The sequence below is a fragment of the Alistipes sp. An116 genome, assembly GCF_002161005.1.
Lineage (GTDB): Bacteria > Bacteroidota > Bacteroidia > Bacteroidales > Rikenellaceae > Alistipes > Alistipes megaguti.
Window position 1 is genome coordinate 192,522 of record NZ_NFLR01000004.1, and the last position, 18,042, is coordinate 210,563.

Annotated in this window: 16 protein-coding genes and 1 pseudogene; 7 read left to right on the plus strand and 10 right to left on the minus strand. The window is 61.9% G+C overall.

Going from position 1 to position 18,042, the window contains the following annotated elements:
• Positions 1 to 5 precede the first annotated feature (5 nt).
• Genes B5E60_RS04365 through B5E60_RS04375 form a run of 3 tightly spaced genes read right to left on the minus strand, consistent with a single transcriptional unit; the run spans position 6 to position 3,678 of the window.
• Positions 6 to 266 (minus strand): DUF3098 domain-containing protein, encoded by a 261-nt coding sequence (locus B5E60_RS04365; RefSeq protein WP_087309705.1) that lies wholly within the window; start codon positions 264 to 266, stop codon positions 6 to 8.
• Positions 267 to 1,148 carry a cell division protein FtsX gene (locus tag B5E60_RS04370; RefSeq protein ID WP_087309707.1) on the minus strand — a complete coding sequence of 294 codons (882 nt, stop codon included), beginning with the start codon at positions 1,146 to 1,148 and terminating at the stop codon, positions 267 to 269.
• The gene (locus tag B5E60_RS04375; RefSeq protein ID WP_087309709.1) at positions 1,138 to 3,678 is read right to left on the minus strand and encodes a YfhO family protein; all 2,541 of its coding nucleotides are present in this window, start codon (positions 3,676 to 3,678) and stop codon (positions 1,138 to 1,140) included. The genes B5E60_RS04370 and B5E60_RS04375 overlap by 11 nt, the downstream gene beginning before the upstream one ends.
• Before the next feature lie 87 nt (positions 3,679 to 3,765).
• Between B5E60_RS04375 and B5E60_RS04380 the strand changes: the two genes are divergently transcribed.
• Together B5E60_RS04380 and B5E60_RS04385 are read left to right on the plus strand one after the other, a co-directional pair.
• Positions 3,766 to 4,755: a polyprenyl synthetase family protein gene (locus B5E60_RS04380; protein ID WP_087309710.1), complete on the plus strand. Its 990-nt coding sequence runs from the start codon at positions 3,766 to 3,768 to the stop codon at positions 4,753 to 4,755.
• Positions 4,756 to 4,790: 35 nt separating this feature from the next.
• On the plus strand, positions 4,791 to 6,080 hold the full coding sequence (locus B5E60_RS04385; RefSeq protein ID WP_087309712.1) for an MFS transporter: 1,290 nt from the start codon (positions 4,791 to 4,793) through the stop codon (positions 6,078 to 6,080).
• Positions 6,081 to 6,308: 228 nt separating this feature from the next.
• Here B5E60_RS04385 and rplS read toward each other — a convergent pair whose 3' ends face one another.
• Complete coding sequence (gene rplS / locus B5E60_RS04390; protein WP_087309714.1) at positions 6,309 to 6,686, minus strand: 50S ribosomal protein L19; 378 nt, start codon at positions 6,684 to 6,686, stop codon at positions 6,309 to 6,311.
• Positions 6,687 to 7,227: 541 nt separating this feature from the next.
• Between rplS and surE the strand changes: the two genes are divergently transcribed.
• The 3 genes from surE to B5E60_RS04405 all read left to right on the plus strand — a co-directional run bounded on the left by surE (position 7,228) and on the right by B5E60_RS04405 (position 9,718).
• A complete protein-coding gene (surE, locus tag B5E60_RS04395) occupies positions 7,228 to 8,034 on the plus strand; it encodes a 5'/3'-nucleotidase SurE (RefSeq protein ID WP_087309716.1) in 807 nt (268 codons plus the stop codon).
• Positions 8,035 to 8,103: 69 nt separating this feature from the next.
• Positions 8,104 to 9,081, plus strand: coding sequence for a sensor histidine kinase (locus B5E60_RS04400; protein ID WP_087309718.1), 978 nt, complete (start codon positions 8,104 to 8,106; stop codon positions 9,079 to 9,081).
• Position 9,082: 1 nt separating this feature from the next.
• Positions 9,083 to 9,718, plus strand: coding sequence for a response regulator (locus tag B5E60_RS04405; RefSeq protein ID WP_087309720.1), 636 nt, complete (start codon positions 9,083 to 9,085; stop codon positions 9,716 to 9,718).
• Between the two features lie 120 nt (positions 9,719 to 9,838).
• Here B5E60_RS04405 and cls read toward each other — a convergent pair whose 3' ends face one another.
• Positions 9,839 to 11,254, minus strand: coding sequence for a cardiolipin synthase (gene cls, locus B5E60_RS04410; RefSeq protein ID WP_087309722.1), 1,416 nt, complete (start codon positions 11,252 to 11,254; stop codon positions 9,839 to 9,841).
• 176 nt (positions 11,255 to 11,430) lie between these two features.
• Positions 11,431 to 12,444 carry a DUF4837 family protein gene (locus B5E60_RS04415; RefSeq protein ID WP_087309724.1) on the minus strand — a complete coding sequence of 338 codons (1,014 nt, stop codon included), beginning with the start codon at positions 12,442 to 12,444 and terminating at the stop codon, positions 11,431 to 11,433.
• 118 nt (positions 12,445 to 12,562) lie between these two features.
• On the opposite strand from B5E60_RS04415, the gene B5E60_RS04420 reads away from it, so the two are divergent.
• Both B5E60_RS04420 and efp read left to right on the plus strand, forming a co-directional pair.
• Positions 12,563 to 13,135: a polysaccharide deacetylase family protein gene (locus tag B5E60_RS04420; protein WP_087309813.1), complete on the plus strand. Its 573-nt coding sequence runs from the start codon at positions 12,563 to 12,565 to the stop codon at positions 13,133 to 13,135.
• 154 nt (positions 13,136 to 13,289) lie between these two features.
• Entirely contained in the window at positions 13,290 to 13,856 is a 567-nt protein-coding gene (efp, locus tag B5E60_RS04425) for an elongation factor P (RefSeq protein WP_087309726.1), read from the plus strand.
• Between the two features lie 75 nt (positions 13,857 to 13,931).
• On the opposite strand, the gene B5E60_RS04430 is transcribed toward efp, so the two are convergent.
• The 4 genes and pseudogenes from B5E60_RS04430 to B5E60_RS04445 form a co-directional block, all read right to left on the minus strand.
• The gene (locus B5E60_RS04430; protein WP_087309728.1) at positions 13,932 to 15,035 is read right to left on the minus strand and encodes a DUF4595 domain-containing protein; all 1,104 of its coding nucleotides are present in this window, start codon (positions 15,033 to 15,035) and stop codon (positions 13,932 to 13,934) included.
• Between the two features lie 430 nt (positions 15,036 to 15,465).
• Positions 15,466 to 15,609: pseudogene (locus B5E60_RS14420) on the minus strand (3,4-dihydroxy-2-butanone-4-phosphate synthase); the annotation flags it as partial.
• Positions 15,610 to 15,636: 27 nt separating this feature from the next.
• The gene (gene argH, locus B5E60_RS04440) at positions 15,637 to 16,962 is read right to left on the minus strand and encodes an argininosuccinate lyase (protein WP_087309732.1); all 1,326 of its coding nucleotides are present in this window, start codon (positions 16,960 to 16,962) and stop codon (positions 15,637 to 15,639) included.
• The gene (locus tag B5E60_RS04445; RefSeq protein ID WP_087309734.1) at positions 16,959 to 18,023 is read right to left on the minus strand and encodes a M20 family metallo-hydrolase; all 1,065 of its coding nucleotides are present in this window, start codon (positions 18,021 to 18,023) and stop codon (positions 16,959 to 16,961) included. The genes argH and B5E60_RS04445 overlap by 4 nt, the downstream gene beginning before the upstream one ends.
• Positions 18,024 to 18,042 lie beyond the last annotated feature (19 nt).

The following is an 18,042-nucleotide window of genomic DNA, read 5'->3' on the forward strand; positions in this document are numbered from 1 at the left end:
ACGGGTTAATTGAAGCGTTTCAGGATGGCGTAGATCTCGAAGGCGAAACCGCCGATCACGAGGATCGGTGCGAGGGTGATTCTCCGCCAGGAGAACATGGCGTAGTTGAACTCGTCGGGGGAGTCGCTGCCACCGCCGGCCATCAGGAGGAATCCGACGAGGATGGTGGCAAGGCCGATGACCAGCAGGATGTAGTTTTTACGCGAGAGGGGCATGCGGGGGTTTTCCGGCTGCTGCTCGGGCGTTTTGGCGGGATTCTTTTTCATTTAATAAAGGTATATCTTGTTTGACTTCATGTTGACGAATTTGTTGAGAGCCACCCAGGTGAAGAGTCCCGAGATGAGCACGCCGCCGAGGATCATGGCGCCGAGGATGATACCCAGCCGGCGCATTTCGGCCAGCGTGAGCAGTTCGGGCACCGCCTCGTTGAGGCCGTAGACCGCGAGGCCGAAGAGCAGCGAGGCGGCCACGCCGGCGATGATCCCCTGCGTGATGCTGTTTCCGAGGAAGGGCTTCATGATGAACCACTTGGTGGCGCCGACCAGCTTCATCGTGTTGATCAGATAGCGTTTCGAGAAGATGGCCAGCCGGATGGTGTTGTTCAGCAGCACGAGCGAGACGACGAGCAGCGCTCCGCCGAAGAGGATCAGGATGAGGCGGATCTTGCTCACCGTGGCGTGGAGGCGTTCGGCGACCCGGGCGGGATAGGAGACCCGCTCGACGCCGGGGATGCGTTCGAGGGCACCGATCAGGTCGTCGAGCAGGGCCTGGTCGGCCGATGCGGCGGTGAGCGTCAGTTCGAACGAGTCGAGCAGCGGATTCTCCTCGAGCACCTCCTCGAATTCGGCGCCGAACATGCGGCGGAACTCCGTATCTTCGGCCTTCGCCTCCTTCGACGAGAAGGTGATCGTGGCGATGAGATCCTCGGCCGCGAGCCGCTTTTCGATCTCGGCGCGCTGCTCCTCGGAGAGGTCGTTCGAGAGTTCGACCGTCACGGCGACGCTCTCCTGAAGGGTCCTTGCGACCTGCAGGGCGGCGGCCATCAGATAGCCGACCGATCCCAGCAGAAAGAGGACGAGCGTGATGCTGAGGGTCGAGATGATGTAGGAGTTCCGAACCTTGCGTTTGAGTCTTTTGTCATCCTTCATGGTGTGCGGATTTTTTCTTGCGAAGGGCAAATACGATGATGGCGGCCAGGGTTCCGAGCAGGATCAGCGCCGAGCAGATGCCCGTGACGGCCTCGACGGTGTTCCAGGCCGGGGCGCGGAAACGCCACTCGACGGTGTGTTGCCCGGCCGGCAGGCGCATGGCGCGCAGCACGTAGTCGGCGCGGAAGGCGGGGCTTTCGATACCGTCGACATAGGCTTTCCACCCCTTGTCGTAGTAGATTTCGGAGAAGACCGCGACGGCCTCCTCGGGCGTGGAATATTCGTAACGGAGGTAGTTGGGGCGGTACTCCACCAGCTTGATGCGGGCCGTGGAGTCCTGCCCGAGGGGCATCTGCCGAGCGGCGACCGCTTCGGCCTGTGCGGTGTTTACGACGGCCGTCGTGCGGAGGTTGACCTGCCCTAACAGGTCGATCTCCTCCCGGGCCGAAGCGGCGCCGGCCAGCGAATCGACGAACCACGCCGCACCGCAGGCTGTCGTGCGGCGCTGGGCCTGCGGCTGGCCGTCCTCGCCGGGGACGATCACGTAGCGGGTGTTCAGCATGTCGAGCACCGCGGGGTTCAGATCGTTCAGATAGCGGTCGATCAGATCCTGATAGCGGGCCAGTTTGGCGCCGTGATAACCGCCTACCGAGCGGTGGAAATAGGAGGTCGTGGCGTCGTTGAAGGGGCTGACCGTGAGGTTCAGCACGCGGTATCCGGGATCCTTGTCCTGCATGATGGCCCGGTCGGCGGCCGAGGGGGAGACCTGCGTGCTGCGGGGCGAGACGAAATCCTCCGAGGAGAGGAAGCGGCGGTCGACCGGCACCAGGTCGATCAGCATTACACAGGCCAGTGCGGCGATCAGCACGCTGCGGCCCATCTTCTTCAGCCCCCAGAGGGCGATGCAGCCTGCGGCCAGGAGCACCATGAGGAGCGAACGCCAGGCGTCGGCCTGCATCATGGCCTGCCGGTCGGCTGCGATTCCGCGGGCCACGGCGTCGCCCCATTCGACATCCATGCCGCGGTCGACGTAGCTCTGGAGGCCGTTGGCCTGGAAGAGCTGGCGGAAGGTTTCGCCCATCTGTTCGGCGCTGGCCGCGCGCCCGAAGTCGAAGAGCGAGCCTCCGGCCACGGCGAAGAGCAGACAGAGACCTCCGGTGACGCCGGCGGCCCAGGCCAATCCCTTCCAGAAGCGCTCGCGGGGGATCTCCTCGCGCCAGATGCGCATCAGGGCGAAGGCACCGAGCAGCGGCACGGCCCACTGGATGACGACGAGCGTCATCGAGACGGTGCGGAACTTGTTGTATCCGGGCAGGTATCGGAAGGCCAGTTCGGTGAATCCCATCCAGTTGCGGCCCCAGGCCAGCAGCAGCATCAGCAGCGAGACGGCCAGGATCCACCAACGGTTTCGGCCGCTGGTCCAGATGGCACCGAGCAGGGCCAGGAAGATGGCCGCAGCCCCGAGATAGGTCGGGCCGGCGGTGTAGGGCTGTTCGCCCCAGTAGGCGGGAAGTTGGGCGGCCCAGCTTCCGAGCGAGGGGGCGCCCAGCTGCCGGCCGATGTCGGTCAGTTCGGCGGCGGTCTGTCCGTCGGCGGGGAGCGGCGCGGCCGATTCGCGGCCCATGAAGTCGGGGATCAGCAGATTGAAGCTCTCGGTCTTGCCGTAGCTCCAGGCCGTGGCGTAGTCGAGGTCCAGACCGTGGGAGTCGCTTTCCGAGGTGGCGCCGCCGTTGTCTGCGGCGGCCAGCTCCGAGCCGCCGCGGATGGTCTCCTTCGAGTGCTGGGCGGTGTACCAGAGCGGGGCGAAGTTCGATCCCAGGGCCAGCAGTCCGGCCGCGGCGAGGGCTGCCGTGCGTACGGCGAATTGTTTGAGGTGCTTCTCCCGCAGCGCGACGATGCCTTCGCTGATCCAGAGGGCGGCCATGGCCACCAGGAAATAATAGGTGATCTGCGGGTGGTTGGCGCCGATTTCGAGCGAGGTGGCCAGCGCCGTCAGGACCATTCCGGCCCAGACGTTGCGGCGCAGGGTTGCCCACGCCCCGCCCATCATCAGCGGGGCGTAGACCAGCGCCCACATCTTGGTGATGTGGCCGGCGCCGATGATCAGCAGGAAGTAGGTCGAGAAGCCGTAGGCCAGTGCCGGGACGACCCCGACCCAGGGGTTCACGCCGCAGATCAGGAGCATGAGCCACATCGAGAGCATGGCGAAGAAGAGGAAGGCCGCCGGGGTGTCGATCCAACGGACGACCTTTCCGACGTGGTTTTTGACCAGCTGAGCGGGGTAGGCGACGTTGATCAGATAGGCGGGCATTCCGCCGAACATACCTCCGGTCCACTGGGGGTCCTCGCCGGTCTGGGCCCTCATCCGGGAGATATCCCGGGCCATGCCTTCGTATTGGATGACGTCGTGCTGCGGGAGGACCTCGCCGCGGAACTGCGGGGCGCAGTAGAGAGCCGCGGCCACGAAAAAGATCAGGATGGCAGCGATCGCGGGGATCATCCCGACGATGTTCTTGCGGTTGAAATTCATTTCATCGACTCTTAATCAACGGCCAAAGGTACGAAAAAAGCGCGAGAGTCCGAGTCAGGATTGGGAAAAATGACTATCTTTGCGAGTATGATTACGCTTGAAAACATCCGCAAGCCCGTCACGGCGGAACTGGCCGCGTTCGAAGAGTTTGTTGAACGGCAGTTCACGGCCGAGGGCGAATTGCTCTCCGATATGTTGCGCTATGCGCTTTCCGCGCGGGGAAAGGGGATCCGGCCGACGCTGGTGATGCTCTCTGCGGCGATGAATGCCTCGGTCAAGGGGGCCTCGACGGGGCGTCGGGCCTGCCTGGCGGCCATGCTGGTGGAGATGATCCACGTGGCGTCGCTGATCCACGACGACGTGATCGACGAATCCGACACGCGCCGGGGCCGGGCCTCGGTGAATGCCCGCTGGCAGTCGCACAAGGCCGTTATTCTGGGCGACTACATCCTGGCACGGAATATGAATATCGGGCTTCAGAGCGGGCAGTTCGACCTGGTGACGCACATCTGCGGATCCATGGCTGCATTATGTGAGGGAGAGGTATTGCAGGACGAATGTGCTGCCAACCGGACGATGACACGCAAGTCCTATCTCGAAATCATCTACAAGAAGACGGCCTGTCTGCTGGGGATCAGCTCCTCGGCCGGCGCCCTGGCCGTGGGGGCGACCCGCGACAAGGTGACGACGATGCGCCGTTTCGGCGAGGCGCTGGGCATGGCTTTCCAGATCCAGGACGACATCCTGGACTATACGCCGACGGCCCAGACCGGCAAACCGGCCTGCAACGACCTGCGTGAAGGCAAGATCACGCTTCCGCTGCTGGTCATACTCGAGGACGCCGCGGAGCAACGGCGTGCGGAGCTCCTCGAACGGCTTGCCCATTGCCACGAGGATGATGCCGCGGTGGAGTACCTCCGCTCGACGGTGGAGCAGGAGGGGGGCCTCCGTCAGGCCGGCGAGGTGATGCAGGGCTATATCACGCGGGCCGTCGAGATGCTTTCGGACTACGAAGATTCGGAGTATCGTTCGGCGCTTGTGAACCTCTGCGCCTATGTGGCGGAGCGGGACCGATGACTCGGACTCAATTAACCTAACATTTCTAAAACCATATGGAACAAACGCAAAAGAAAAACTACACGTTGCCCATCATCATGATGTTCGCGCTGTTTGCGATGATTTCGTTCGTGACGGGCCTCACGAACCCGCTGGGCGTAATCGTGAAGAACCAGTTCTCGGTGGCGAACTGGATGTCGCAGCTGGGCAACGCCGCCAACTTCATTGCCTATGCCTTCATGGGGCTGCCGGCGGGTCTGATGCTCAAGCGCATCGGTTACAAGAAGACGGCACTGGTGGCCATTGCCGTGGGCTTTATCGGCGTGGGCATCCAGTTTCTCTCGGGTGAGGCGGGCAGCTTCGGCATCTATCTGGCCGGCGCCTTCATCTCGGGCTTCTCGATGTGCATGCTCAACACGGTGGTCAACCCGATGCTCAACACGTTGGGCGGCGGCGGCAAGAAGGGCAACCAGCTGATCCAGTTCGGCGGTTCGCTGAACTCGATCTCGGCGACGATCGTGCCGATTCTGGTGGGTTACCTGATGGGCAATGCCGCCAATGCGACGATCAGCGATGCGGCTCCCGCCCTGTTCATCGCCATGGGTATCTTTGCCGTGGTCTTCGTGGTGCTGCTGGCCGTGAAGATCCCCGAGCCGTATGCCATTCAGGAGGCCAAGGCCGAGAAGAAGGACACGCACAGCGCCTTGTCGTTCCGTCACTTCGTGCTGGGTACGGTAGCCATCTTCATCTATGTCGGCATTGAGGTGGGTATTCCGAACTTCATGAACCTCTTCCTGACGGCAGCTCCCGATGCCGCAACGAGCGGTATGGGCATGGCAGCCGCCGCGGCCGGATCGCTGGTGGGCACCTACTGGTTCCTGATGATGGTCGGCCGGCTGTTGGGCGGCATGATCGGCGGCAAGGTCTCGAGCCGCGTGCAGCTGACATTCGTGAGCCTGCTGGCCATCGTCTTCGTGCTGCTGGGCATCTTCGCCCCGACGACGGTTGCGGGCCGCATGCCGGTCTTCACGGGTACGGGCTTCGCAATGATCGAGGTGCCGATCGGCGTGATGTTCCTCACGCTGTGCGGACTGTGCACGTCGGTGATGTGGGGCGGCATCTTCAACCTGGCGGTCGAGGGCCTCGGCAAATACACCTCGATGGGTTCGGGTATCTTCATGATGATGGTTTGCGGCGGCGGTATCCTTCCGCTGATCCAGGGCTACGTGGCCGACATCGCCGGTTATCTGTCGAGCTACTGGGTGATCATCGTCAGCCTGGCCTTCCTGCTCTACTACGCACTGATCGGTTCGAAGAACGTGAACAAGGATATTCCGGTGGAGTAGTTCCGCGGAGTCTGGATTCGGAAAAATGGGGCGCTCTCGATGGGGAGTGCCCCGTTTTTTTGAGGGAGGGGGCTGAGGAGGGAGCGGCTGAGAGGAGGAAGGCCCGGCGGACAGACGGGCGTGCGTTGACGGGCGTGCGTTGACGGGTGCTCCATGCCGTTTCGAGGTGCAAAAAAAATGTCTCACGGACAACCGTGAGACATTTTTTCGTGCGATTTCCGCCGAAGCCTATTTCTCCGTGCGGGTCATGCGCTTCTCCTTGATGCGGGCCTTCTTTCCGGTCAGATCGCGGAGATAGTAGATGCGGGCGCGACGTACGACACCGATCTTGTTGACTTCGATCTTGTCGATGTGAGGGGAGTAGAGGGGGAAGATACGCTCTACGCCTACGCCGTTCGAGACCTTGCGGATGGTGAACATCTTGGTTTTGCCCGAACCCTTGATCTGGATCACGACACCGCGGAAGCTCTGCAGGCGCTCCTTGTTACCCTCGATGATTCGGTAAGATACGGTGATCGTGTCACCGGCCTTGAACGACGGTACGTCAGCATCCGTCTTGGGCCACATCTGCTCGTTGACGAGCTTGATGATTGCGTCCTTGTTCATTGTTGCAACAAATTTTTTAAAGTTTCGCACTCGACATTCCCGCTGTGGTCTGGCTACCATACCGGACTTTTTCCGATAATCCTGCGGTGTGAGAGGTGCTCGGCGAAGGCTTGTCCACTCCGTTGGATTGTCCGTTTCCCGGTCCTCCACCGGCTGCGAGCCTCCCGTTGCTCACCCCCCCCTCCGCGTTGCTCTACCGCCCAATGAAAGAGGTCGATATACGCCCTGTCGGGAGCGCAAAGATAAGGAGAAAAAACGAAACGACATAGGAAAGCGCGAAAAAAGAGCGATTTATTCGTATCTTTGTCTCCGCTGTCCGCCCCGGAGAGCTCCTCCCGAGCCGTTCCAACTCCGGCAGGACCCGACGAAGAGTCCGCCGCAGATGCCATGCCGGCATTGTCCCTCCCCGGTGAGGGGGCCGGCTAAGGTCCCGACGAGGATGCCCCGGACGTGGCCTGCCGACGGGAGGCTGCGATCCCCGAATCGCAGCCCGACTGCGCGGGACAACGCTTCGGACGGCAAGACCGAAAAAACGAAGAAGATGGAAAACGAACGATTGATACTGGTCACCAACGATGACGGCTACGCATCGAAAGGCTTTGCCGCAGCTATCGAGGTGGCGCGGAATTTCGGCCGGGTGGTGGCCGTGGCCCCCGAGACGCCGCAGAGCGGCATGAGCCAGGCCATCACGATGTACAATCCGCTCTACCTGCGCAAGATCCGCGAGGATGAGGGGCTTGAGGTCTACTCCTTTTCGGGGACGCCGGTCGACTGCGTGAAGATGGCCTTCGATTACCTGTTGCGCGAGCAGCGGATCGACCTGGTGATCTCGGGCATCAACCACGGCTCGAATTCGGCGGTCAATATTCTCTATTCGGGGACGATGGGTGCAGCCATCGAGGGGAGTTTCTACGGATGTCCCTCGGTGGGGCTGTCGCTCGACGACCACGGCGCCGATGCCGACTTCGACGGGGCGGTGCTCTACGGGCGGCGGATCATCGGCGACCTGCTCGCCGGGGAGATCCTGCTGCCGCTGTGTCTGAACGTGAACGTTCCCGTCGGGCGTCCCGAGGAGCTGCGCGGCATCCGGCTGTGCCGTCAGAACCGGGGCTTCTGGCGCGAGGAGTTCTACCGCCACGAGGATCCGCGCGGGCGGGAGTATTTCTGGCTGACGGGGGCCTTCGTCGACGGCGAGCCCGAGGCGGAGGATACGGACGAGTGGGCCCTGCGCAACAAATACGTCTCGGTGGTTCCCGTACATACCGATCTGACGGATTACCGCCAGCTGAAGCATCTGCGGCGCTTTTTCCCCGCGGCGTGCGACGGAGAGCCCGAATCCCGAAAATAACGGCCGAATCGTGCGGCCGATTGGCTGCCGTTTCGTATCTTTGTAGGGAGTAGAAAAAGAGTACCGCCTATGCTCATCCGGATTCTGTTGGTCATTTCGATCGTCATCCAGTGCGTGGCCACGGGTTATGCACTGCGTCTGGTCCACACCACGAAGTACAATTCGGTGTGGATCCTCTTCATCGTGGGCTTCTCGCTGTTGTCCGTCGAACGGCTGATCCAGCTGCTCGTGGAGTCGGGCGTGGAGGTGATCTCGCGGTGGTGGTTCGCCTATCTGGGCATCGTGATCTCGGTCTGCCTTTCGATCGGGGTGATGTATGCCCACAAACTCTTCAAGTACATTGCGCGGCTGAACCGCCAGCGGTCGCTGCTCAACAAACGGATCCTCACGGCCGTATTGCGCACCGAGGAGAAGGCTCGTTCGCGCTTCTCGAAGGAGCTGCACGACGGACTGGGGCCGCTGTTGTCGTCGGCCAAGATGTCGCTGTCGGCCCTTTCGCGCGGGGAGCAGAGCCCCGAACAGCGCGAGATCATCGCCAATACGACCTATGTGATCGACGAGGCGATCCGTTCGCTGCGCGAGATCTCGAACAACCTCTCGCCCCACGTGCTGAACGATTTCGGACTGGCGCGCGGCGTGCAGAACTTTATCGACAAGAGCGCGGCGATGCACAACGTGAAGATCCGCTTCACGACCAACCTGCGCAGCGAGCGTTATGATACGGACATCGAGGTGATCCTCTACCGGGTGATCTGCGAGCTGATCAACAACTCGCTCAAACATGCCGCCTGCACGGAGGTGAACCTGTCGTTGTCGCAGAACGGACCGGAGCTGGCGCTCGACTATTCGGACAATGGCCGGGGATTCAATCCGCAGGCGATGATGGACTGCGGCATGGGGCTTTCGAACATTGCCTCGCGGATCAACTCGCTGGGCGGGACGTTCGACATCACCTCGTCGAAGGGCAAGGGGATGCGGGCCGCCATCCGGGTGAATACGCAGCAGGAGCCGGCTCCCGCACCGCGCAAACGCAAACGCCGCCGCTGACATGGACCGCCGCATCATCCTCGTAGACGACCATTCGCTCTTCCGCAACGGACTGCGGGGGCTGTTGGAGCATTGCGCCGGGTGCCACGTCGTGGGCGAAGCCGCCAGCGGCGAGGAGTTTCTGGCGATGATCGACCGTGTGGAGGCGGATATCGTCTTCATGGACTTTGCGATGCCGGGGCTGGACGGGGCGCAGACCACCGAACGGGCCTTGGCGCGCCATCCCGAACTGCGTATCATTACGCTGTCGATGTTCGGCGAGGAGAGCTACTATTCGCGCATGGTGGAGGCCGGGGCGAAGGGCTTCCTGCTGAAGGATTCCGACATCGGCGACGTGCTGGAGGCAATGGATGCGGTGATGGCCGGCGGGAGCTACTTCTCGCCGCAGCTGCTTTCGTCGCTGACGGGGCGGATGCGCACCCGCGACGACGCGCCGGATGAACAGCTTTCGGCACGTGAGCGGGAGATTCTGGTGGCCGTATGCCAGGGGCTTTCGAACCAGGAGATCGCCGATGCCCTCTTCATCTCGAAGCGTACGGTGGACAAGCACCGGGCCAATATCCTCGAAAAGACCGGCTGCAAGAATACGGCCTCGCTGGTGGTCTACGCCATCCGCAACGGCATTGTGGAACTCTGACCCCCCCCCGGCCGGTAGGGCCCTGTCGCGTGATCCCGATTTGTCGAGCCGCTCCCCGAGGGCGGCTTCTGTCGTTCCGGGGGCGTCAGAGCCCGGAAGCAACGTTCCGTAGCCGCGGCCTCAGAGCAGCGGCGAGAAGAGGCGCATGAGCGATTCGGCCCACCGCTGCGGCCGCGGGCGGTTGAACCATTCGGCCGGAGTCAGCGGATGGGAGTTCGAGGCGTCGTGGTCGAAGATGGCGGCCATGCGGGCCGTGAATTCGGCGTCGTAAAGGAAGGCGTTGACCTCGAAGTTGTGCTCGAAACTGCGGAAATCCATGTTCGCAGAGCCGATCACCGTCAGATCGTCGTCGACAATCAGGAGTTTGGAATGGAGAAATCCCGGGGTGTAGAAGAGAATCTTCACCCCGGCCTTCATCATGTCGTCCAGATAGGAGTGCGAGGCGAGGTCGACCACGCGCGAATCGGAGCGTGCCGGGAGCATCAGCCGTACGTCGATTCCGGCCAGTGCGGCGGTCTGCAGGGCGGAGTTCAGCACCTCGGAGGGGAGGTAGTAGGGGGTCTGGATCCAGATGCGGTGGCAGGCCCGGGCGACGGCGTAACTGTCGGCCTGGAGCAGCGTGCGCCACTTGCCGAAGGGGCCGCTGGGGACGATCTGCAGCACGTCGCGGGTGAAGTGCCGGGTCGGCGGGTAGTACTCGGCTCCGGTGATGCGCTGTTTGGTGGTGGCCGACCAGTCGCTCAGGAACGAGGCCTGGAGTCCGGCCACGCCGTTTCCCTCGATGCGGAAGTGGGTGTCGCGCCAGATGCCCCAGTCGGTGCCGTAGACGTATCGGTCGGCGATGTTCATGCCGCCGATGAATCCCACGCGGCCGTCGATGACGGCGATTTTGCGGTGGTTGCGGTAGTTGATCTTGCTGGTGAAGCGCGGGAAGCGGACGTGGAGGAAGGCGCGGACCTCGATTCCGTCGCGGCGGAGCGACGCGAAGAAGGATTTCTTGACGCTGCTGCTGCCGACGTCGTCGTAGAGGATGCGGACCTGAACCCCTTCGCGGGCCTTGGCGCGCAGGGCGTCGCACAGCCGGCTTCCGGTCCGATCGTTGCAGAGGATGTAGTACTGGAGGTGGATATGGTGGCGTGCGCGGGCTATTTCATCGAGCAGGGCCTCCATTTTGGAGGCACCGTCGGTGTAGGGGGTGATGCGGCTGCCGTAGAGCGGCACGGCGTGAATGGTGCTCTTGAGCAGGCGGGCGAGAGGCTGCCAGTGTTCGGGAATCTCGGGCCGCGAGGGATCCTGGGCCTCGACCAGCCGCATGGAGATGCGTTTGCGGGTCCGGCGGGAGATGATGCGCTGTTTGGAGAGGTTCTGCCCGAAGAAGAAGTAGAAGACCAGACCGACTACGGGTGCGAAGAGGAGCACGATGACCCACGGCAGGGTCTTCAGCGGGTTCCGGTTGTCGGTGATGATGACCAGAATGATGCTGAGGATCGTGACCGAATAGAGCGCGATGAAGAGGTATGTCAGGATCTGCGGCATGTACTTTCCATCCTACGTACGTTCCGTCTGACGTACGTTGCATATCCGGCCGGACCGTTTGCCGGATCTCTTCGTTGTTCGTCGGTTTGCGCCGTGTTTCGCAGCTCCGGTCTGGGGCGTCGGAGCGGTTCATCCGGGGTTTCCGGCAAGGGTCTTCCGGCCTTCGTCACAGCGTTTTATTTCTGCGTGGCGGCGTCGGGGAACTGGATCGTGTAGAGCAGGTGCTCGATGCCGCGGATGTAGTTGCGCTTGCGGGGTTTGTTCAGATCCGGCGCGTAGACGTAGCCGTCGAGGGTGATGACGCGGTTGGTCTTGGTGTCGACGGTGGTGTAGCTGACGAACGGACCGCCCATGAAGTCGCCGTAGACATCCCAAAAGCCTCGCATTTCACACCAGAGCCGACCCTCGAGCCGGAACATGCGGAAATCCGGGGCGAAGGCGTCCGAAGTGGTCATGTAGGAGCCGTCGGAGGGTCCGGGGATCAGCGCCGCAAATTCGTTGCGGGCCTTGACGAGTGCCTCGGGCGTGAGCGATTCGGGACCTTCGTAGGGGTAGGCGTAGATGAAGAAGCCCTGGCTGGCGGTGGGGTATTCGTAACGGGCCCAGAGGAAGTCGTCGGTCTGCTTGGCCAGCACGTAGCCCTTCGGGACGCGGATCTCCATGCCGAAGAGTTTGCGGACGGCGGCTTCGATGCCGGGGTTGTTGAACGAGGTATAGGAGTTGACGTCCCGGTCGCGTTCGGCCTGTTCGAGGACGTGCAGCAGGTTGTTGCGGTTTTTGGAGAGGTATCCGACCACGGCGTTGTCATCGGGGCCCTGGAGCGTGATGACGATCTGGGGTTCGGAAGTGACGTCATACTCCACGGCGGCCGAGGCCTCCTGGAGCGCAGGGTCGACGACCACCTTGAGGATGTTGCGGTGGTCGGCAATCATGTCCTTGAAACCGCGTTCGGTGACGCGCAGCACGTCGAACAGGGGTTCGTCCTGGTTCAGGTAGGGTACCGGTGCGGTGAAGATGGCTCTCAGCGAGTCGCCGAGCTCTCCGTTCCACTCCATCTGAGGGCATACGACGATGAGTTCGTAGGGGCGGCCCTGGGCAGCCTTCTTCTTGCTCAACGTCTTGAAGGCGTCACATCCCACCATCGTCAACAGGATCATGACGATCCCCATTCCCTGAAAAAAGCGTTTCATAATCGATTGCAATGAACTGAACATCCACAAATATACAACTATTTTTCCAAAAGGCACGGAAAATGATTATTTTTGCGGACGTATGCGCTTGAAACCGCCAAAAATCATCCGGCGTCTGATGCCGGACCTGATCTGGGAGATCAACGACCCGGACGGGGTCTTTCTGACCTTCGACGACGGCCCCACGCCGGGCATCACCGAGTGGATTCTCTCGACGCTGGAGAAGTACGATGCCAAGGCGACCTTCTTCGTGCTGGGCAAGAACGTGGAGATGTACCCCGACCTTTACCAGCGGATTCTGGATGCCGGACACAAGATCGGCAATCATACCTATTCGCATCAGAAGGGGTGGGGCATGAGCCTCGAGCGCTATACGGAGGATGTCGACTTTGCCAACGATCTGCTGCATACGGAGCTCTTCCGCCCGCCCTACGCGCAGATCACGCCGGCGCAGGCGCGCCTGCTGGGGCAGCGCTACAAGCTGGTGATGTGGGACATCATCTCGCGCGACTACAACCGGCAGCTCTCGCCGCGCACGTGTCTGAAGAACGTGACGAAGTATCTGGCCCCCGGTGCGATCGTCGTCTTCCACGACAGCGAGAAGGCCTTCCGCAACATGCGCTACGCTCTTCCGCGGACGCTGGAGAAGATCCGCCAGCTGGGTCTTCGCTGCAAGGCGATCGAGTTGTAGCCGAGCGGCATGAGGGGCGGATGCGGGCTGTCGGGTTGGCGATTCTGCCTCCGCGGAGGCCTGTCCGGCCGGGATTAGGAATTTCGGGATATTTTGTGTACCTTTGGGGCCGCAAGATCCATCGACGCAAAAACACTTAAAAAATACAATACCTATGGCAACAACCGCAGATATCAAGATCGGCATGTGCATCGAGCTGGACGGCAAGACGTTCCAGATTGTCGATTTCCAGCATGTGAAACCCGGCAAGGGCCCGGCTTTCGTACGTACGAAACTCAAGAACCTGGAGAACGGCCGTGTGCTGGACAACACCTTCTCGGCCGGCGCCCGCATCGAGCCGGTGCGTGTCGAGCGTCGTCCGTACCAGTTTACCTACGAGGATGACCTGGGCATGCACTTCATGCACACGGAGACCTTCGAGGAGATCATCATCGACAAGAACCTGATCAACAACTACGACCTGATGGCCGACGGCCAGATCGTCGAGGTGATGTTCCACACGGAGAAGGAGACGGTTCTTTCGGCCGAGCTCCCGCCGATCGTCGACATGGAGGTGACCTATACGGAGCCGGGAGTGAAGGGCGATACGGCGTCGACGAACTCGCTCAAGCCGGCGACGGTGAACACGGGTGCCACGATCCGCGTGCCGTTGTTCATCAACACGGGCGACAAGATCCGCGTCGACACCCGTACGCGCGAATACTACGAGCGCATCAAGTAGTCCGCACCCCGCGCGATATTACGCAAAGAAAGGGCTCCGAAAGTTCGGGGCCCTTTTTGTGTCGGGTTCGGGATTTCAGTCCGCGTAGAAGATTTCCAGAATCGTGAGGGGTTCGCCGTCCTCGTCGATTTCGATCTTCGAGATGTATTCGCCCTCCATTGTATAGCGATAGGTGTCGATTCCGTTCTCCCCGTAATCGACCGTGGACGGGAGCTTTTTCAGCCGGTTCCCTCCGGCTCCGACCAGATAGATCCGGTCAAGATCGGTCGAGGTGATGAAGTCGCTGATTCCGTAGAGGTCGATGTTGAGGTTGTTCGGACGTTCGGGGTTGTTCGTGTAGGAGGCATTCCCGCCATACCACTCCTCGGAATCTTCGGCCTCCCGGACCTGCGTCATACATCCGTTCACGACGGTATAGATGCTCTTTGCGGAGTAGGTCTTTTCGGGATTCTCGATCCAGGTGCTGGTTGCGATGTACCCGTTTGCGTCGTAGGTGAAGGTGTAGTCGTCGGGGTAGTGGTTGTTGGCCGCGACGCCGGTGATGGTTGTGGCCCGGCCGTCGGCCAGCGTGAGGATCGACTGTGCGCCGGAGGGTTCGGTGATGACGATGCGGTCGTTCTCGTAGGAGATTTCGGTCACTTCATCCTGGGCCGTGGTTCCGGAATAGGCGTATTGCTGGTCCATCTCCGTGATGGACGTGATGCGGCCCTGTTCGTCGTATGCGAATTGCTGGACGAAGGAGAGGTCGTCCGGGTAGGTGACCTTGATGTGGGAGATTCGTCGGGGAAGTATCTCGGCCGGCTGTTCCTCCTCTTCGGGAAAGACCAGCGTGCCGATATTCCAGGCCCCGCCGTCCTGCCGGAGTTCGATGCTTTGGGGCCCGCAGAGGTCGGGAGCCGTGAAGCGGAGGGCGGAGGCGGAAACTTCGAGGATCTCGGCCTGCACCCCTGCGGATGCTGCGGTCCGGGTCTCTTCGAAGAGCCAGATTTCGCAATCGGCCTCGAATCCGTATCCCCGGATTTCGACCGTGCTTCCGGGTTCGATGGGAGCCTGTGCGCTCGATTGCGGGAGTTCGATGTCGGTGACGGGGCAGGGCCCGGCCCCGTCTTGTCCGTTGTCCTTGTCGCAGGCGGTCAGTGCCGCGGCGAGGAGCCATCCCAAAAACAGCAGTTTCTTCATGTCGGATTAGTTGTTAGGTTGTCCCGCCTGCCCCCGCAGGACCGAATACGATAAAAAAAGACGTGGGACAGTACTTTTATCTGTTCTTGAGGTCTTCGACTACCTTGCAACCAAATAAACGAGTAAAGCCCACGTTCCCGTGGGCGTCCCCGCTTTACTCCTGGCTGCTCTGAAAGTGTCGAAGTTTCAAGAACAGGAATGAAAGCTGACGCCTTGTAAACGATATGTCTATATGTCTCTAATTCATTTTCGAGTCTTTCTTCTGAGGGAAACCCTGTTTGCAAAGATAGGTAAAATAATTTGGATATGCCGTGCTGTCTTGTGACTCTTTTGCCTGCCGGTACAGATTTCCGCGTTTCGGAAAGGGCTTGCATGAGGGCTTTCTTTGCGATTAGTCTCCGCGGTGCAGGAACGGTCGATTCGCCCTTTTTTATTTTTCGTTTTTTGCGCTGCGACAGCGGATGGAGCCGTCGACCGGGACGACGGGACAGCGGTGCCGACGTCCGAAAGCCTCGATTTCGGGACGCCGGGCCCTTGTGCCGTCAGGACCCATCAACTCGCACAACACGGCACAGGGCTCTACCCCCCCCCGGCCCCCTCATTACAACTCCTCCTGCAATCCCGGAGTCTCGAATTCGCGCATGACGGCCTCCATCTTGCGGCGGATTTCTGCGGTGCAGAGATTTCCGATGCTCCCCTCGTGGGTGTGGTGTACCTCGCGCGTGGGACGGTACTCGCCGCGCTGGACGGCCATGCCCACCTGGCGGTAGGCTTCACGGAAGGGCACGCCCTGCAGCACCAGCCGGTTGACATCCTCCACCGTGAAGAGGTAGTCGTAGCGGCTGTCGTCGAGGATGTGGTCGTTGACCCGCACGTGGGCCAGCATGAAGTCGCACATCCGGAGCGTGCGCTTGATCTCCCCGATGGCCGGGAAGAGAATGTCCTTCATCAGTTGCAGATCGCGGTGGTAGCCGACCGGGAGATTGGTGGTCAGCAGGGCGATCTCGTTGGGCAGCGACTGCAGGCGGTTGCAGCGGCCGCGCATGATCTCGAAGACGTCGGGATTCTTCTTGTGGGGCATGATGCTCGAACCGGTCGTCAACTCGTCGGGCAGCGAGATGAATCCGAAGTTCTGACTCATGAAGAGGCAGGCATCCATGGCCAGCCGTCCGATGGTGGCGGCCACGGCGGCGATGGCCGCAGCGGCGGCACGTTCGCTCTTTCCGCGGCTCATCTGGGCGGCGACGACGTTGTAGTGGAGCGTCTCGAAGTGGAGCAGACGGGTGGTCATCGTGCGGTCGAGGGGGAATGACGAACCGTATCCGGCGGCCGAACCGAGCGGATTCTGGTTGGCGATGTGCCAGGCGGCCGTGAGCAGCCGCATGTCGTCGACGAGCGTCTCGGCATAGGCGCCGAACCACAATCCGAACGACGAGGGCATGGCGATCTGCAGATGGGTGTATCCGGGCATCAGCACGTCGCGGTAACGCTCGCTCTGCTCCTGCAGGCGGTCGAAGACCGTGCGCACGGCGTCGGCGATCTGGCGTAGTTCGTCGCGCAGGAAGAGTTTCAGATCGACCAGCACCTGGTCGTTGCGCGAACGCCCCGAGTGGATCTTCTTGCCGACGTCGCCCAGCCGGCGGGTCAGCATCAGCTCGACCTGCGAGTGGACATCCTCCGTGTCGGGTTCGATGGCGAAGCGTCCGGCCTCGATCTCGGCGGCGATCTCCTGCAGACCGGCCGTCAGCGTGCGGAGCTCGTCGGCCGTGAGGAGCCCGATCTTTTCGAGCATGGCGATGTGGGCCAGTGACCCCTGTACGTCGTAACGGGCCAGCTGGAGGTCCAGTTCGCGGTCGTTGCCGACGGTGTACTCTTCGATCATCTTGTCGGGTTCGAAACCCTTGTCCCAAAGTTTGGTGCTGCTCATGCGTACAGTTTGGCTAATTGTTCGATGTATTGTTCGTAGATGGTGATGGCCTCGTCGATCTCCGCGACGAGGACGAATTCGTCGGCCGAGTGGGATCGGGCCGACTCGCCGGGTCCCATCTTGAGCGACGGGAAGGGCATCAGCGTGCGGTCGGAGGTTGTGGGCGAGACGAAGGTCTGCCGTCCGACGGCCCGTGCGGCGCGGACCAGCGGATGGTCGTCGCCCACGGCGGCGGCGCGGATGCGCGTCGAGCGCGGTACGACGTCGGAGTGCAGCGCGGCGCGGAGCTGTTCGACGACCTCCTCGTTCGAGTAGGCGTCGGTCGTACGCACGTCGACGACGAAGCGGCACGTGTCCGGAACGACGTTGTGCTGCGTGCCGGCCCCGATCTGCGTCACGGCGATGCCGACGGGGCCGAGCAGCTGCGATTCGCGTTCGAAACGGAACGTGCGCAGCCGGGCGATGTCGTCCATCGCAATGTAGAGGGCATTGACTCCTTCGCCGCGGGCGGCATGTCCGCTGCGGCCGTGGGCCGTGCAGTCCAGGACGACCAGCCCGCGTTCACCCGTGGCGGCCTGCATGCCGGTGGGTTCGCCGACCAGCGCCATGTCGATCGGTCCGAGGGCCGGCAGCAGGGCCCGCATGCCGTGTTCGCCCATGCACTCCTCCTCGGCCGAGAGGGCCACAACGAGGTTGAAGGGCAGCCGGCGCGTGCGGAACGTGAGGAAGGTCTCGGCCAGCGAGACGACCGAGGCTCCGGCGTCGTTGCTTCCCAGCCCGTAGAGCCGCCCCTCTTCAAGGGTCGGCGCATAGGGATCGCGCGTGTAGGAGGCGGCCGGTCGCACCGTGTCGTGGTGCGAGTTCAGCAGCAGCGTGGGGCGTCGGGGGTCGAACCCCTCGGCGCGGGCCCAGACGTTGTTGTAGAGTCGTTCGGGGGCGGCTCCGTGGTCCGCCAGAAAGGCGAAGAGCAGATCGCCCGTGCGGGCCTCGTCACGCGACGTGGAGGGCGTTGCGATCAACGCCTGCAGCAGTTCGACGGCTTCCTTGGTTTTCGGCTTCATGCTGTTTTTGGGATTTGTC